The sequence below is a fragment of the Streptococcus sp. CCH8-H5 genome, from assembly GCF_001556505.1.
In the GTDB taxonomy this organism is placed as follows: domain Bacteria; phylum Bacillota; class Bacilli; order Lactobacillales; family Streptococcaceae; genus Streptococcus.
Genome location: NZ_LSIZ01000075.1, coordinates 1 through 16680, shown reverse-complemented (window position 1 = coordinate 16680; position 16680 = coordinate 1). Strand labels below are relative to the sequence as shown.

At 39.3% G+C, this 16680-nt stretch carries 14 protein-coding genes and 1 tRNA gene; all 15 read right to left on the bottom strand.

The annotated features are described in order from the left end of the window. Positions 1 to 7 precede the first annotated feature (7 nt). Positions 8 to 916 carry a hypothetical protein gene (locus tag AX663_RS04900; protein WP_060972880.1) on the bottom strand — a complete coding sequence of 303 codons (909 nt, stop codon included), beginning with the start codon at positions 914 to 916 and terminating at the stop codon, positions 8 to 10. Beyond that, positions 916 to 1470, bottom strand: a complete 555-nt coding sequence (gene purN, locus AX663_RS04895; RefSeq protein ID WP_060972879.1) for a phosphoribosylglycinamide formyltransferase — start codon at positions 1468 to 1470, stop codon at positions 916 to 918. The genes AX663_RS04900 and purN overlap by 1 nt, the downstream gene beginning before the upstream one ends. Continuing rightward, positions 1470 to 2492 carry a phosphoribosylformylglycinamidine cyclo-ligase gene (purM, locus tag AX663_RS04890; protein WP_331462065.1) on the bottom strand — a complete coding sequence of 341 codons (1023 nt, stop codon included), beginning with the start codon at positions 2490 to 2492 and terminating at the stop codon, positions 1470 to 1472. The genes purN and purM overlap by 1 nt, the downstream gene beginning before the upstream one ends. A 29-nt stretch (positions 2493 to 2521) precedes the next feature. Next, positions 2522 to 3961: an amidophosphoribosyltransferase gene (purF, locus tag AX663_RS04885; RefSeq protein ID WP_002889568.1), complete on the bottom strand. Its 1440-nt coding sequence runs from the start codon at positions 3959 to 3961 to the stop codon at positions 2522 to 2524. A 154-nt stretch (positions 3962 to 4115) separates the two neighbouring features. Then, positions 4116 to 7841 carry a phosphoribosylformylglycinamidine synthase gene (locus tag AX663_RS04880; RefSeq protein WP_060972877.1) on the bottom strand — a complete coding sequence of 1242 codons (3726 nt, stop codon included), beginning with the start codon at positions 7839 to 7841 and terminating at the stop codon, positions 4116 to 4118. Between the two features lie 62 nt (positions 7842 to 7903). Next, complete coding sequence (purC, locus tag AX663_RS04875; RefSeq protein WP_060972876.1) at positions 7904 to 8611, bottom strand: phosphoribosylaminoimidazolesuccinocarboxamide synthase; 708 nt, start codon at positions 8609 to 8611, stop codon at positions 7904 to 7906. A gap of 254 nt (positions 8612 to 8865) precedes the next feature. Then, positions 8866 to 9111, bottom strand: coding sequence for a phosphopantetheine-binding protein (locus tag AX663_RS04870; RefSeq protein WP_002889565.1), 246 nt, complete (start codon positions 9109 to 9111; stop codon positions 8866 to 8868). After that, positions 9111 to 10115, bottom strand: coding sequence for a phosphate acyltransferase PlsX (plsX, locus tag AX663_RS04865; RefSeq protein WP_013989885.1), 1005 nt, complete (start codon positions 10113 to 10115; stop codon positions 9111 to 9113). The genes AX663_RS04870 and plsX overlap by 1 nt, the downstream gene beginning before the upstream one ends. 211 nt (positions 10116 to 10326) lie before the next feature. Next, a complete protein-coding gene (recO, locus tag AX663_RS04860) occupies positions 10327 to 11100 on the bottom strand; it encodes a DNA repair protein RecO (protein ID WP_060972875.1) in 774 nt (257 codons plus the stop codon). After that, positions 11087 to 12262, bottom strand: coding sequence for a pyridoxal phosphate-dependent aminotransferase (locus AX663_RS04855; RefSeq protein ID WP_049545078.1), 1176 nt, complete (start codon positions 12260 to 12262; stop codon positions 11087 to 11089). The genes recO and AX663_RS04855 overlap by 14 nt, the downstream gene beginning before the upstream one ends. A gap of 91 nt (positions 12263 to 12353) precedes the next feature. Further along, positions 12354 to 13319, bottom strand: coding sequence for a ribose-phosphate diphosphokinase (locus AX663_RS04850; protein ID WP_002886286.1), 966 nt, complete (start codon positions 13317 to 13319; stop codon positions 12354 to 12356). Between the two features lie 211 nt (positions 13320 to 13530). Continuing rightward, positions 13531 to 15036: a PcsB-like coiled-coil domain-containing protein gene (locus AX663_RS04845; RefSeq protein ID WP_060972874.1), complete on the bottom strand. Its 1506-nt coding sequence runs from the start codon at positions 15034 to 15036 to the stop codon at positions 13531 to 13533. Positions 15037 to 15120: 84 nt separating this feature from the next. Then, on the bottom strand, positions 15121 to 15645 hold the full coding sequence (gene mreD / locus AX663_RS04840) for a rod shape-determining protein MreD (protein WP_060972873.1): 525 nt from the start codon (positions 15643 to 15645) through the stop codon (positions 15121 to 15123). 1 nt (position 15646) lies between these two features. Further along, entirely contained in the window at positions 15647 to 16477 is an 831-nt protein-coding gene (mreC, locus tag AX663_RS04835) for a rod shape-determining protein MreC (RefSeq protein WP_060972872.1), read from the bottom strand. Positions 16478 to 16534: 57 nt separating this feature from the next. Then, positions 16535 to 16622 (bottom strand) — tRNA-Ser (locus tag AX663_RS04830). Positions 16623 to 16680: the final 58 nt, after the last annotated feature.

Here is a 16680-nt window from a genome sequence, read left to right as displayed (position 1 = left end):
GCGTTATCTAATCTTCATTATTAGAATATTTCTTTTTTAGTTCATCGTAATAGTATATGATATCAGAGAGATTTTCACTTTTATCTAAAATATGATATTGTCTTTTAAATTTAGGGATTTCTTCCTTTATCCACTCTCTGCGTATAGATCCATTATTATTTGATAAACCACCTATTGTCTCTTTCAATTGTTGTTTATGAGTTTCTACTTGAAGAAGGTAATAATCTGAAAAATCAGAGCTATTTCTCACTATCATGTATAGTACTGTATTACGTTCACTAGAAATAGAAAAGCTAGAAATTGTATTATATCTTAGCGAATACTTCAAATATCTTTTTTTATCTGTGTATTTTATTACAAAAAATGCTTGTAATATAAGGCGGAATAAAATCAGACAATTTACACTCCATAAAATATTTAAAATATTACTATTTTCTTGGTTTTTTAAAAATATAAAATAATCGTCAACTATATAAAAGTTTGGATTGATAATAAAGATTAGGCAACAGTAAAATATAAAATAATCAGTTGATAAACTAAAAATCAAACTAAATAATCTATTGACTGCACTAAGTGGATTCCAAGAAACAACCGTTCCATCAGTATACTCAATATCTTCTGGTAATTTATTAAAAATATTAGTTTTCTTAAATAACACCAAAATTAAAAGAGCAATGAGAGTTACTATCAGAAGAATCCCAATATAGTTGTTAAAAATTATTGATAATAATTCAGTTAATAATGTTATAATCTGCCTTATAACATTACTCAAAGTAATAACCTCTGAAATTTGTTGCCCTTTACCAGAATAGATTAATACATTTAAGAGAAAGAACATCATGTATGTGAAAGGAACCTTAATCGTTTCCTCAGTTATTTCCTTCAGTTTTGACCAAATATCAATAATATTATTCATTAATACCTCTCCACTCCCAAACTATCCAAGACTTCTGGATAGAGTTTGTACTCTGCTTCGTGGATGCGAGTTTCGAAAGTATCAAGGGTATCACCTTCAAGGCGTGGCACACGGACTTGTTTGATGACCTTTCCGGTATCAACGCCAGAATCCACCCAGTGAATAGTTACACCAGACTGGTCAACACCTGCATTCCAAGCATCCTCAATACCATGAGCCCCTGGAAATTCAGGGAGATAAGCCGGGTGAATATTGATAATACGGCCTTCATAAGCTGCTAGCAAGGTTGGGCCGACGATTTTCATATAACCGGCCAAACAAACCAAATCAATCTGGTGATCATCCAAGAGTTTGACGATAGCCTCTTCATAAGCCGCTTTATTGTCAAATTCCTTGAGTTCAAAGGCATGGCTAACCACATTGAGATTCTTGGCACGTTCTAAGACATAGGCATCACGGTGATCTGAAAAGACAAATTCTACTGGAAATTGTTCTGCAATCACCTGAAAGTTTGAGCCGTTGCCAGAGGCAAAAACAGCAATCTTTTTAGCCATTATTTAATCACCACACTTGCGCCATCTTTCTTCACAATACGACCGATTTCATAAACAGGTTCGTCAAGAAGTTCTTTGACGCGTTCAACATTTTCTGGTTTAACCGCAAGCATGAGACCAATACCCATGTTGAAGATTTCAAACATTTCTTCATGTTTGATTTCACCATATTTTTCAAGGGCTTTGAAAATTGGAAGGACTGGCACTTTGCTTTCGTCAATTTCAGCAGCCAAGTCATCTGAGAACATACGTGGCACATTTTCGATGAAACCACCACCTGTGATGTGGGCAATACCGTTAACCAATTCTTCTTTGATAGGTGGCAAAGCTGCTTTAACGTAGATACGAGTTGGTTCAAGAAGAACGTCTTTAAGTTTTTTGCCTTCAAGTTCTGGGAGAACTTCTTCACCTGTGTAATCCGCAAAGACACGACGCACGAGTGAGTAACCATTTGAGTGGATACCACTTGAAGCAAGTCCAAGAAGCACGTCACCTTCAGCTACTTTTGATCCGTCGATGATTTGAGATTTTTCTGCGATACCTACCGCGAAACCTGCCAAATCATAGTCGTCTTCACCATACATACCAGGCATTTCAGCAGTTTCACCACCAATAAGGGCTGCACCAGCTTGCACACAACCTTCAGCAACACCAGCAACGACCTGCTCCAATTTAGCTGGTTCATTTTTACCAGTTGCTACGTAGTCAAGGAAGTAAAGGGGCTCAGCACCTGCGGCGATGATATCGTTAACACACATAGCGACACAGTCTTGACCGATAGTATCGTGTTTGTCGTACTTAATAGCAAGCATGAGTTTAGTACCGACACCATCTGTACCTGAGATCAAAACAGGCTCTTTGACACCTGTTTTTGAAAGGTCGAACATACCACCGAAGCCACCTAGAGCTCCCATGACACCTGCACGCTCTGTACGAGCAACGTGTTTTTTGATACGTTCAACAACTTCATAACCTGCTTCAACATCTACACCCGATTGAGCGTAAGCATTTTTAGACATAATTTTTTCCTCTTTTTTCTTCTGCACTGCTCTTAATAGAAAGAAGTGTGTTCTTTCAAACTTTCCAAATAGCGTTCTTCGTAGTCATACAATGGTGTTGGATATTTACCATCAAAGTAAGCCACACAAAGGCCACCGTTTGGTGCATCTGTGTCAATTCCAATAGAATCAATCAAGCCATCAATAGACAAGTAAGTCAAGCTATCCGCACCAATGATTTCGCGTGTTTCCTCAACTGTATGATTGGCCGCAATCAATTCCTTACGTGTTTGAATATCGATACCGTAGAAACATGGATAGGCAAGGGCTGGACTACCGATTGCTACGTGAACCTCTGTTGCTCCTGCTTCTTTTAGCAAATTAACGATACGACGTGAGGTCGTCCCACGTACAATAGAATCGTCAATCATAACCACACGTTTGCCTTTAACAACACCTGATACGGCAGAGAGCTTCATACGAACCCCTTGCTCACGTAATTCTTGTGTTGGTTGGATAAAGGTACGTTGAGTGTATTGGTTTTTAATCAAGCCCATTTCATTTGGCAAGCCTGATTCTTCTGCAAATCCCATGGCTGCGCTAAGTGATGAATTAGGCACACCAACTACAATATCCGCTTCATGTTTGAATTCACGTGCCAATTGAGCACCCATACGTTTACGAGCTGTATGGACATTGACCCCTTGGATATTTGAATCAGGACGGGCAAAGTAAATATACTCCATTGAGCAAACAGCCAATTGGGTGTCCGTTGTATAGTTATCGTAAGTAATGCCATTATCATCGATGATAACAACCTCACCTGGATTCACATCGCGAATCCACTCTGCTCCAACCACTTCAAAGGCACAGGTTTCAGATGAAACCACAATAGCTCCATTGGCCATCTTACCAATAGAAAGGGGACGGAAACCATTTGGATCCAAGGCTGCAATGAGCTTGTCCTCAAGCATGAGGAGGTAAGCAAATCCACCTTTAACAGTGTTCAAGGCTTCTTTCACCTTACCCATGAAGGATGGGTTATGGCTACGACGAATCAAGTGAGCCAAAATTTCTGAGTCAGAAGTCGAGTTAAAGATTGCACCATTTTTTTCCAACTCACGTCTAAGTGACTCTGCATTAGTCAAGTTCCCGTTGTGGGCAAGTCCAAACTGATTATCATAAAACTTAAACAAGAAAGGTTGAATATTGTCTACAGAAGCTTCACCAGCAGTCGCATAACGAACATGACCGATAGCAGCCGTTCCAGTTAGCTTATCCAAGTTGGCTGGATCACGGAAAACTTCTGAGAGAAGCCCCATATCACGATGACGCTTCAATTGACCCGCATCATTTGAGAGAATTCCTGCTCCCTCTTGACCACGGTGTTGGAGACTGTGAAGTCCGAAATAAGTTAATTTGGCAGCATCTGGGTGACCCCAGATACCAAAAACACCACATTCTTCATTAAGAGATTTAACTTCGTATGTCATTTTTTATACCTTTTATTTTTGATATTTTCCTTATGCAAGGCGAACGAAAAACTGTTTCTACCCTCTCATTTCACTAATTGGAACTCAAGTTTTCAAGCTCTTTATAACCACTGCATATCGAAAAATATCATTACTGAGTACACTTGGCACTCTATTATTTTCCAGTAAAGTATTTAACCGCTGACGCAAAGAGGTGTTGGTCTTTATTTCCTGGAATATTTTGGAAAAGACCGTCTTCGAAACGTTCTGAGTGACCCATCTTACCAATAATTTGACCGTTCTTACTTGTGATACCTTCGATAGCATTCACAGATCCGTTAGGATTGTATTTTGAATCCATGCTTGGTTTACCTTCGAAGTCAACATATTGGGTAAAGATTTGACCATTGTCACGAAGCTCTGCAAATTCCTCAGCTGTCACGACAAACTTACCTTCACCGTGTGATACTGGGATGGCATGGATGTCACCAACTTCTACTCCGGCAAGCCATGGTGAGTTCGTGTTGGCAATACGTGTTTCAACCATCTTAGCCACGTGTTGGTTGGCATCATTGTAGAAGAGGCTTGGACTAGTACTGCTTGCATCTTCAAAGTTACCATATGGAAGAAGACCTGATTTGACAAGAGCCTGGAATCCGTTACAGATACCGATAATCAAACCACCACGTTCGATGAAGCTATCGATGGCTGCACGTACTTTTTCATTGAGCAAGATGTTAACGATAAATTTAGCTGATCCATCTGGTTCATCGGCTGCTGAGAAGCCACCTGCAAAGAAGATAATGTTAGCTTTTTCGATATTGTCAACCATAGTGTCAACAGACTTGACAATAGCTTCTTCATTAAGTGTTACAAATGGTACCAAGTTAACTTTTGCACCTTCTTTTTCAAAGGCCTTAGCTGAATCGTACTCAGAGTTAGTACCTGGGAATACTGGAATGTAAACTACTGGTGTCTCAACTGTTTCTTTAGCTTTGATCACAGCATCTGATGCCACAGCTGGCACTTCTTCCAACTCAGTTGCTTGTGCAAATTCCGTTGGGTAAACTTCTTCCAATTTACCTTGGAAGGCACTGTCAAGTTTGTGTCCATCAAGCGTTACATCATTGACAGTTAGTGTAAAGTCAGCTACTGTTTGTCCAATCTTGGCAACACCTGAAATCTCTTCCGGAGATGTGAAGACGAATCCACCCAATTGAGCTGTCAAGGCAGTCTCAAGATTTTCAAGGGTTACAGTGGCACCAATATGGTTACCAAATGTTGCAAGGGCAAGAGCTTCAAGGACACCACCATATTTGACAGCTGATGCAGATGTGACTTTATGGTCACCTTGGATGGCTTCAAATTGAGCAAAGTTAGACTTGATAAGATTGAAGTCAATTTCTTGTGCCAAAGCTTGACCAGGAATGTAGTAAATATTTTCACCAGCAGCTTTGAATTCTGGAGAAAGAACCTTACGGCTATCTGCAGTTGTTACCCCAAAAGCAACCAAGGTTGGTGGTACTGTCAATTCTTCAAAGGTACCAGACATAGAGTCTTTACCACCGATAGATGGCAAACCAAGTTGAATCTGAGCTTCGATTGATCCAAGGAGAGCTGATACTGGTTGACCAAAGCGCTCCGCTTGTTTATCCATACGCTCGAAGTATTCCTGATAAGAGAAGCGAGCCTTAGACCAGTTTGCACCAGCAGCAACCAAACGAGCTGTTGCTTCGATTACTGCATAGGCAGCGCCATGATATGGAGACCATTCTGCTACATAAGGGTTGAATCCTTGCGCCATAACAGAAGCAGTTGTTGTCACGCCATGTTGGACTGGCAATTTCTGTACAGAAGCTTCCGTTGGTGTGATTTGGTAGCGACCACCGAGTGGATGATTGACTGTTGAACGACCAACTGAACTATCAAAGATGGTTTGTAAACCTTTTTGACTGGCATGGTTAAGGTCAGCCAAGACTTCAAGAGTATCAGCTTCAAGGGTTTCAGCAGATGTTTGACGTTCTTCTGGAAGCTTGACATCCTTGTCAACCACCTTAGCATCTACAACCACACGTACACCGTTTGTATCAAGGAAACGACGTTCCAAATCAACGATGGTTTCACCATTCCAGTGCATGACAAGATTTGGTTTTTCAGTCACTGTCGCAACAACAACAGCATCAATATTTTCTTTGTTACATTCAGCAACGAAGGCATCTACATCTTCTGGACGAACCACTACGGCCATACGTTCTTGAGATTCAGAGATGGCAATTTCTGTACCGTTCAAACCTTGGTATTTCAATGGCACTTTGTCTAGATCAATTTCAAGACCATCTGCCAATTCACCAATAGCCACACAGACACCACCAGCACCAAAGTCATTTGATTTCTTGATAAGACGTGTCACATCCCCATTACGGAAAAGACGTTGAATCTTACGTTCTTCGATGGCATTCCCTTTTTGAACTTCAGCACCAGCTGTTTCAACAGATTCAACCGTTTGAACTTTAGAAGAACCTGTCGCACCACCGACACCGTCACGTCCAGTCTTACCACCAAGCAAGATAATCACATCACCTGCTTCAGGTTTTTCACGGACAACATTTTCTTTAGGAGCCGCACCGACAACTGCACCTAGCTCCATACGCTTAGCAACGAAACCTGGGTGGAAGTATTCACGAACATAAGTTGTTGCCAAACCAATTTGGTTACCGTATGAAGAATAACCGTGTGCCGCTGTTTTAGAAATCACTTGTTGTGGTAATTTACCAGCACGAGTTTCAGCAATTGGTGTTGTAATATCACCAGCACCTGAGATACGCATGGCTTGGTAAACATATGAACGCCCTGACAATGGGTCACGAATGGCACCACCGATACAAGTAGCCGCACCACCAAATGGTTCGATCTCAGTTGGGTGGTTATGCGTTTCGTTCTTGAACATGAGAAGCCATGGCTCTTTGACACCATTGACATCCACTTCAATTTCAACAGAGCAGGCATTGATTTCATCAGACACTTCCATATCATCCAAACGACCATTGGCACGCTCATAACGACCAAAAATAGTCGCCATATCCATCAAGGTTTGAGGTTTTTCGGTACGTCCCAGCTCATCCCGCATGGCAATATACTTGTCATAAGTCGCTTGCAATTGTTTTTCAAATTTAGAAGCTGAGAAGTCGATATTCTTCAACTCCGTCTCGAAAGTTGTATGACGACAGTGGTCAGACCAGTAAGTGTCCAAAACCTTAAGCTCCGTCTCAGTTGGCACTCGTCCAATAGACTTGAAGTAATCTTGAATGAAGAGAAGGTCATCCACTTCCATTGCCAATCCTTGCTCAGCCTTATACTGTGCAAAATCTTCTGCCGTATAAGTTTCAAAGAAATCCAAGTTTGGAATGGTCTTGTCAGACTCAGAGAAATCCTGTTTCGCAATACCAACAGTGATATCTTTGAAACGAGAATCCACTGGGTTCAAAAGGTAGTTTTTGACAGCTTCCAACTCATTCGCATCAATATCCTTGTTAACCAAGTACAATTGTGCTGTATTCACCGTTACATCATTTGAGCTACCAAGCAACAGCAAAGCTTCCTGTGAAGATGCCGCACGTTGGTCAAATTGACCAGGCAAACTTTCGATCGCAAAGAAAGCAACCTTCTCAAGATCAGCCTTAACTGTAGCTTCATCCAAAACAGTATCGGTCACCTGCTCAGAGAAGATGTGTTTTTCCGCACGCGCAAACAAATCCTCTGCCAAACCAAAAACATCATAAACCTGAACGATCCGAAGATCCTTCAAGGTTTTCAACTGAAGATTATGCTGTAATTCTTTTACTAAAGAGTCAGATTTCACACGAAAATCAGCTTTTTTCTCAACGAAAATACGTTTATCCATTTTATTTCCTTTAATTCTATTCAAACATGTTATCGAAGACGAAGTTTTCCGTTTCAAAAAGATCACTTCAAACCTTGCAATTTTTCCAATACAACTTCATAAACATCTGTCAAGCTACCAAGATCACGACGGAAAACATCCTTGTCCATATGGTGCCCTTCCGCATCCCAAAGACGGCAGTTGTCTGGTGAGAATTCGTCTGCCAAGATGATCTTGCCATCCTTATCAAAGCCAAATTCCAATTTGAAGTCAATCAAACGAAGACCAATTTGTGCAAACCAATTTTTCAGCAATTCATTGATACGACGTGTTTCTTCCTTGATATAGGCAATTTGTTCGTCATTGGCAATATCCAAAAACTTCACATGCTCATCATTGATGAATGGGTCATCCAACTCATCGTTCTTGTAGTAAAATTCAACGATTGGAGTTTTCAAGTCCAAACCTTCTTCAACGCCAAAACGTTTGGAGAAAGAACCCGCAGTCACATTACGAAGAACAACCTCCAAAGGAATGATGGTCACTTTCTTGTTGAGTTGTTCGGTATCAGAAATACGTTCGATAAAGTGCGTCGCTACCCCAGCAGCATTCAATTTTTCAAAAATAAGAGACGAAATCTGATTATTCAGCACACCTTTTCCTTCGATGGTCTCTTTGCGAGCCCCATTTAGCATAGTGGCCTGGTCCTTGTAGACCGACTTAATCACATTTTCGTCTTCTGTACTATAAATATCTTTAGCTTTACCAGTATAAATTAGTTGGTTTGACATGGTATTGTTCGCCTTTCAAGTTTATTCTTCCTAATTATACCATACCAGAATCCAAAAACCAATATATAGCAAACTTTATTACTTTAGTAAAAAAACAACGTTCGTATTTTGATTCTTTTTTAGAGTTTCCTAATAAAAAATGTATAGAAAAAAGGAGTGTGACAGAACTAAATCCATATAACATTTAGTTTCTTGCCTCACTCCCACAAAATAACAATCGTATAGTACACAACTATTATCTATCTCTAGCTTTCTTATTCTTTATTCAATTCCTCAGACAAATAGTCCAACAAATCAGCTACCTTAACCATATGGTCAATAGTGTCATCGGAAATCTCAAGAGCAAACTCATCCTCCAAATTAATAATGAATTCCATAAGCTCTATTGAATCTACACCCAAGTCATCTAATTTGGTGTCTTCAGTTAAAACAATGTCCTCTTTACCCATCTGCTCTTGAATCACGAGCTGCATTTTCTGAAGAATTTCTACTCTACTCATCAGTTAGCCTCCTCTTTCGGACTAAAGGCTTCAACTAGCTGCTCAACAACCTTAGTATCAAGCATCGTACGAACCTGCTTAATGGTGTAGTAAACTGCCTTAGCATCACTAGATCCATGACATTTTACTACGGGAGCTTTAAGACCAAAGAGAACCGCACCTCCGGCGCTAGAGTAATCCATAGTCTCTTTCATACCTTTTAGACTATCCTTCAATAGGAAGGCACCTAACTTAGCTTTAAGACCACCATTCATGATAGCTGACTTAAGAGTCTTCATGGCACCAAGTCCCGTTCCTTCAATTGCCTTAAGAACTGCATTTCCTGTGAAACCATCAGCGACTACTACATCAGCAGCTCCTGACATAATTTCACGCGCCTCAACATTACCAACAAAGTTAATACTTGGCTCCTTAGATAGGAGTTCAAAAGCCTCCTTACGAAGACTATCCCCCTTTGTTTCCTCAGTCCCATTATTAAGGAGACCTACACGAGGGTTGGCAATACCACGCACATTTTTAGCATAGAAAGAGCCTAAAATAGCATATTGATGCAAATGACTAGCTGTATTTTCCGCATTTGCACCTAAATCAAGCATATCAAAGGGTTGACCAGTAAAACTTGGCATTGTTGACATAAGACCTGGACGCTCAACTCCCTTAATACGTCCGACCACGAAGAGACCTGCGGCAAGAAGGGCACCTGTATTTCCCGCAGAAATCACGGCACCTGCTTTTTTCTCCTTAACAGCTTGTGCACCTAAGACCATTGAAGCTTTTTTCTTCTTGCGAATAGCTTTAGCTGGCTCATCATCCGAATTTATCTTTTCATCAGTATGCACAATGCTCACACGTTCATTCGCTGTCAAATAAGTCTTGATTTTAGCTTCATCACCATAAAGCTGGATTTCAATATCTTTGAAATCTGCTATAGCTTGGTTGACTCCCTCTACAATTGCTTGTGGCGCATTATCGCCACCCATAGCATCTACTGCAATTACATGCATAGCATTCTCCCTCTCGTCCTCTGCCATAAAAAACAAACTCAGATTTCTTTCAATAAAATATTAGGTAACTAAAATAGACTAGTTCACTGTTTCTAGCAGAGTCTTTCAGCTTATTATCTTATTATTATAGCACGAACTGACCTGCATTTTAACCCCTGAGACTGAAAACCATTACTTTCCTGTTTCACGTGAAACAAAAAGAAGATAATGTCTAGTCAGCACTATCTTCTTTATTCATAATATGGCCCCAAGAATTTAGATTATCAATAAATTTCTTACTTTTAAGATGTATTCCAACATAATTATCATAGAGGTCATCGATAAAATATCGTAGCTTTCGTTTCATGTCATCCTTAACAGATATGCTTCTCAATTCTTCAAAGGAAAGCCCCTGAAAACGATCTAAAAGATAAGGCACATTAGGGTCCAAGTGACTACGCCTTTCATCCTCTGCAAAGTGATTTGGACAAAGTAGCCCCGAGAACTTAAACGAGAAATCAAAAGGAAGGCCTACACGATGACAAAAGACACACTCGTGAAAATTCAAGCGTACGCCGAAACGGTCTAAAACCTGAATCTCAAAGATATTAGTCAATATTTCATGATCCAAGCCTTCTTCCATTAATTCAAGCGTCTTCTCCAAGAATACAAATAATTGCGCATCTGTCACACCATCAGCAATAGTAGCATCTGTCAATGCAGCCAAATAAGTCGCATAAGACAGCTTGAAAATATCGCCTGTAATTTCCTTGAAGGACTCTGCCTGGCTATAATCTTCTATGAAAGATAGACCTTCATCATTTACAGTTATCATGAATTTAGCGATGGTCAAAGGTTGAATGACAGCACTTAATTTACCTGCCCCACCACCTCTAACAAAAAACATCCGTTTACCAGCTTGCTCGGTAAAAATTTTAACTAGTTTATCATTCTCACGATAATTACGATTGAAGAGGACAAGCCCTCTACTCTCAAGCTTCTGCATGTTCTTCCATAAACTCTTTCAAACGAGTCATAGCTGTTTCAATAGTATCCATGCTAGCCGCATACGACAAGCGAACAAAGCCTTCGCCATACTTCCCAAAAGCGACCCCTGGGATAATCGCAATAGCTTTTTCACGAGCAAAGTCTTGGCAGAACTTAAAGGAGTCTTGAGTATACCCTTCTGGAATCTTAGCAAAGATGTAGAAAGCACCATCAGGTTTAATAATTCTGAAACCAAGTTCAGTCATTTTTTCAAGAATATAATCGCGACGCTTCAAGTACTCAACTTTCATTGGTTGGGCATCATCCTTACCAGCAGATAAGGCTTCAATAGCTGCAAATTGCGCCATTGTTGCTGCAGCTGTTACCAAATATTGGTGACTCTTAATCAACTGAGCCGTCAAGACTGCAGGTGCGAAAATCAAACCAATACGCCACCCTGTCATCGCATGAGATTTAGACAAACCATTAATCAAAATCGTTTGTTCCGGTAAATACTCAGCAATAGATACATGGTGATCCACATAAGTTAGTTCAGAGTAAACTTCATCACTAACAACAAAAATATCGTATTTTTTCAGAACTTCAGCCAGATCTTTAATCTGTTGACGTGAGTAGGTCACACCGGTTGGGTTGGTTGGGTAGTTAAGCAAAACGGCTTTAAGCTTATCTCCCTGCTCCAAAATTGCCTTTTCTAACATCTCCGGAGTCAAAACAAAATCATTAGCTGTTGTATCAATTTCGACAATTTCAGCACCAACTAGATTTGCAATCGGCTCATATCCAGGATAGGCTGGTGCAGGTAAAAGAATCGTATCTCCTGGCTCCAAAATAGCAGTCAATGTTGCAGAAAGGGCTTCTGTAGCTCCAATAGTCACCAAAATTTCATTATCTGGGTTATAAGTAAGATTGTATTTTTCCTTAACAAACTCCGCAGCTGCCTGACGTAAGGCAGGAAGCCCTGCCATACCTGTATAGTGCGACTGGTTAGCATCGATAGCAGCTTTAGCAGCCTCTTTTACATGATCTGGAGTTGTAAAATCAGGTTCACCAAGTGTCAACTTTTTGATCCCTGGTACATCTGAAATTGATTGGTCAAACTGACGAATCATTGAAACTTCAATCTTATCTAAATTTTTATTAAAACGTTGTGTTAAATCCATCACAGTCACCTCTTTGCAATTATGCCTAACATTATATCAAAAACTCAAACGCATTTAAACACCAAAAAAGCTAGCCTAGGCTAGCTTCAGTCTATTTATGGCCCATTTCAAACAAAGGTGACAATGGACGTTTTTCATGAATACGAATAATTGCCTCTGAAATCAAATCAGCAATTGAAATTTGTTCAATTTTATCAATCAAACGTTCTTCTGGAAGATAAATCGTGTCCAATACGACAAGCTTCTCAATAGCAGATTTTTGAATATTATCAAGTGCTGGACCTGACAATACAGGGTGAGTACATGAAGCATAAACATGAGTTGCACCAGCTTCAGCAAGCGCATCCGCCGCATGACAGATTGTACCCGCAGTATCAATCATATCATCAATCAAGATACATGTTTTACCTTCAACGTTACCAATAATATTCATAACCTCAGAAGTGTTCATTTTATCAACACTACGACGCTTATCAATGATTGCAATTGGTGTTTTCAAACATTGAGCAAGTTTTCGTGCACGAGTCACACCACCATGGTCTGGAGAAACAACAACAACATCATCTCCAGTAAGACCAGCACGATCAAAGTAATCTGCGATAAGTGGTGCACCCATCAAATGGTCTACAGGAATATCAAAGAATCCTTGAATTTGAGAAGCATGGAGGTCAACTGTCAAAAGTCGATCAACACCAGCAACCTCAAGCATATTAGCAACCAACTTAGATGTGATTGGTTCACGTGAACGTGCCTTACGGTCTTGACGTGCATAACCATAATAAGGCATAACAACACTGATTGTTTCTGCACTGGCACGTTTTAGTGCATCAACCATAATCAAGATTTCCATCAAGTTATCATTTACAGGGGAGCTTGTAGATTGAAGAATAAAAACGTGATGACCACGGATAGATTCTTCAATATTAACTTGAATCTCACCATCTGAAAATTCACGAACACTTGATTTTCCGAGTTCAATACCCATTTTATCAGCAACTTTTGCTGCTAATTCCTGGTTAGACGATAAAGCAAACAACTTCAAATTCGTATAAGACATGATTTCCTCCAAAATATCTACTAAACCATTCTACCTTTTTTTAGATTGATTTTCAATGCAAAATAAATGGTGTCACAGTAACTTAACAAGACTAAAAAGATTTAACCTTAGCTACGACATTTTCCCAGCTAAAATCAGTTCCACAAAGTAAAGAGATTTTCCCGTAAAATAAAAAGGATTCGAGAAAATTCGAATCGCTTTTTTGTGTTCATTATGGGTAAATATAATATACAGAACCACCGTGAGCTGAAGATGTTGGATCAAATGTACCACGGTAGTTACCGATTGACATGTTACCAGCATAGTTTGATTCCATAACTTGAATTGAATTTGAACCTGATGCTGATGTTACGTAAGCTACGTGACCATAACCACCACCATCATTTGGCCAAACCGCAATTGCACCGGCTACAGGAGTCGTACCAACTGAGTGACCAGCTGCTTGTGCGCTAGCAATCCAGTTTTTAGCATTACCCCAGTAATTACCAACCCATGAAGCTAATGATTTAGCACCCCAAGTACATTGACCAACTGGATATGTATTAGGAGTTGATGCTGCTGATACTTTAGGTGTTTCAGCAGCAGGAGCTGGTGCTTCTGAAGCTGCAGGTGCTTGACTTGCTGGTGCTTCAGATGTTGCTGCAGGTGCTTCGCTAGCAGGAGCTTCTGAAGCTGCTGGAGCAGCTGATTCTGGTTGTGCTTCAGATGTTACTGGAGCAGCAGGCTCTTGTTGTGCCTCTGACGCAGCTGATTCTGGCTGTGCTTCAGATGTTGCTGGAGCAGCAGGCTCTTGTGTTGCTTCTGAAGTTGCAACAGTTGGCTCAGTTTCTGAAGTTTCTGATGAAACCGGTTCTTGTGCTACTTCTGAGGCTGTCGCTGTTTCTGAAACAGTAGCTTCAGAAGGTTGAGCTACAGCTTCTGAAGTTGCTGCCGCCTCTGATTGAGCTACAAATGCTGCCGCTTCTGAAGATGCTACTGCTTGTGCTGCTGCCTCTGATTCTGCAATTGCTTGAGACTGAGCAACTGATGCTGCAGTTGAAGCTGCCACAGCTTCTGCAGTTGATTTAGCAGAAACAAGTGATGTTTTTTCATCTTGTGCTGTAGCCAATTCTGCAGCCAAAGTAACTTGTGCTGCTTCTAGTTCAGCTTGTTGAGTTGTCAAACCAGCTTCTGTTGTTTCAAGCTCAGCTTTATTAGTTGCAATTTCATTAATAGCAGCTTGGTTTTGTTCTTGCTTTGCAGCAAGCTCTTTTTGATCAGACTCTTGTTTTGTCAACATGTCATTATTAGCTGTAACAACTTTTGAAATAGCTGTGATACGAGTAATAGCTTCAGAGATTGACTTAGAGTTCAAGATAGAGTTGATATAGCTAGTCGCAGTATTATTTTGTTGAGCACTACGAGCTTGTTTCGCCAAAGAATCTTGACGAGCTACAATTTTACTTGATAATTCTTGAATTTCAGATTCCAAATCTGCTGACACTTTTTCAAGTTCAGCATTTTTAGTTTCCAATTCTGATTTTTGTGTTCTAAGTGTAGATACTTGAGATTGGATTGTAGCAACTTGCGCTTGTGCAGTCTCTTGTTGAGAAGCAAGGTTACTAATTGCATTATCTGCAGCAGCAATTTGCGAATCATAATCCTCTGCATGTACTGATGCAGCTGCTGATAAGGTTACACCACTTACCAACACTGCTGAAAGAATACGTTTTTTCATAATATAAAATACTACTCCTTTTCGATAAGACCTTCTTATTGTAACAAAAAATGACGCAAACTTTGTTACGCCAATATTACAGTTCTATTTAAATCTATCAACTGACAGATATAAAAATAATTTTTCAATAATAGGTTTAATAAAGATAAAGATCAAAAGATTAAATACTATACTAGGACTTAGTTGATAAATAATAAAATCAGTCACAGACTCATTGGTGAAACCATAAAATACGGCAAAGCCAAAATTTATGGTATCAAAAAGAAATAAGAATAAAAACATTAACAAAAAATCAACATAGGTATTCCTCTTAACAATTCGACCTAGCTGAGTTAACAGATAGCATAATAGTGGCAGAGTTAGAATTACTATACCAACTGTTTTGAAATAATAGGTATCATAAAGAAATCCAAAACAAACTAGGTAAAGAAATGCATACTTATTTGGAAAATCAAGAGTTAAGATGAAGATATAAATAATAAAAAGGTGAGATGATAGAAAAAATTCAGGAGATAAATAATGATTAAGTATCATCGAAATATGACCATCCCATAGAAAAGGAACAATACTCAGTAAGAAAGGAATAATAGAATACTTGGATAATTTCATATTATTTACCATCTCCAACTAAAGTAACATAAGAAATTTTATCAAAATCAGCATAAGGTTTTACCAAAATCGTACGATTTCCTTCATAATCAATAACAGAGTCTACAGTACCAATTGGAACATCCTTTACTGATACATCATCAAGACCACTTGTGACTACTACAGTGCCGACCTTAACGTTAGAAGATGAATTGAGTTGTGTCATCTCTAATAGCTTCTTTTTATTATCATAACGTGATATAATCCCGAAAATCTGATTATCATCCTCTGATTTAACACTAGATGCAAGGTAGCTATCACTAGAATTACTAGAAAGTAAAGAAATAGTTGTTGTATCATCATAAACTTTAGTTACAAAGCCAATAACTCCACCATTAGAAGTTGCTAGCATAGATTTACTAACATTCTTAGACTTACCCACATTAATAGTTAACTCTTTTAACCAAGTCACAGAAGGCCTCATAGAAACTTCAGCAGTGAGAACATTATCACGACTTAGCTTGTCCGAAAGATTAAGCGATGCTCTTAAAGAATCATTCTCTTCTTGCAAGTTAGAAATAATAGCCGATTGATTTTCTAAATTTGATAAAGATTTTTTTAAATCACGATTCTCAGAATAAGTTGATAAAAGATCAGAAAGAACATTGTGAGATTTTGATAGTGCAGTAAATGGAACTGAAACCACAGAGTCTACTTTTGTAACTAAACCGGATACATTAAAAGAGATATCCTTCGTTAATTTTTTATTAGTAAAGACAAAAGAAAAAAGCATTACAAAAAATAGAATAATAATAAACCCATAAAGAAGAAATCGATAAAAACTATTTTTCATTTGTCACCTCAAAAAAAAGAAAACGAATTATCTAAAAGATAATTCGTCATAATACTACGGAGAATGGGGGATTCGAACCCCCGCGCCAGTTACCCGACCTAACGATTTAGCAAACCGTCCTCTTCAGCCTCTTGAGTAATTCTCCAATATGGGCACGAGTGGAATCGAACCACCGACCTCACGCTTATCAGGCGTGCGCTCTA

What these genes read in the sequence shown, in the direction of transcription:
- mreC (WP_060972872.1), bottom strand. Translation starts at nt 16,477, where the DNA reads ATGAAAAATAGTTTTTATCGATTTCTTCTTTATGGGTTTATTATTATT.
- AX663_RS04870 (WP_002889565.1), bottom strand. Translation starts at nt 9,111, where the DNA reads ATGAGTAGAGTAGAAATTCTTCAGAAAATGCAGCTCGTGATTCAAGAG.
- plsX (WP_013989885.1), bottom strand. Translation starts at nt 10,115, where the DNA reads ATGCATGTAATTGCAGTAGATGCTATGGGTGGCGATAATGCGCCACAA.
- purN (WP_060972879.1), bottom strand. Translation starts at nt 1,470, where the DNA reads ATGGCTAAAAAGATTGCTGTTTTTGCCTCTGGCAACGGCTCAAACTTT.
- AX663_RS04855 (WP_049545078.1), bottom strand. Translation starts at nt 12,262, where the DNA reads ATGGATTTAACACAACGTTTTAATAAAAATTTAGATAAGATTGAAGTT.
- AX663_RS04900 (WP_060972880.1), bottom strand. Translation starts at nt 916, where the DNA reads ATGAATAATATTATTGATATTTGGTCAAAACTGAAGGAAATAACTGAG.
- AX663_RS04845 (WP_060972874.1), bottom strand. Translation starts at nt 15,036, where the DNA reads ATGAAAAAACGTATTCTTTCAGCAGTGTTGGTAAGTGGTGTAACCTTA.
- mreD (WP_060972873.1), bottom strand. Translation starts at nt 15,645, where the DNA reads ATGAAATTATCCAAGTATTCTATTATTCCTTTCTTACTGAGTATTGTT.
- purC (WP_060972876.1), bottom strand. Translation starts at nt 8,611, where the DNA reads ATGTCAAACCAACTAATTTATACTGGTAAAGCTAAAGATATTTATAGT.
- recO (WP_060972875.1), bottom strand. Translation starts at nt 11,100, where the DNA reads ATGCAGAAGCTTGAGAGTAGAGGGCTTGTCCTCTTCAATCGTAATTAT.
- AX663_RS04850 (WP_002886286.1), bottom strand. Translation starts at nt 13,319, where the DNA reads ATGTCTTATACGAATTTGAAGTTGTTTGCTTTATCGTCTAACCAGGAA.
- purF (WP_002889568.1), bottom strand. Translation starts at nt 3,961, where the DNA reads ATGACATACGAAGTTAAATCTCTTAATGAAGAATGTGGTGTTTTTGGT.
- AX663_RS04880 (WP_060972877.1), bottom strand. Translation starts at nt 7,841, where the DNA reads ATGGATAAACGTATTTTCGTTGAGAAAAAAGCTGATTTTCGTGTGAAA.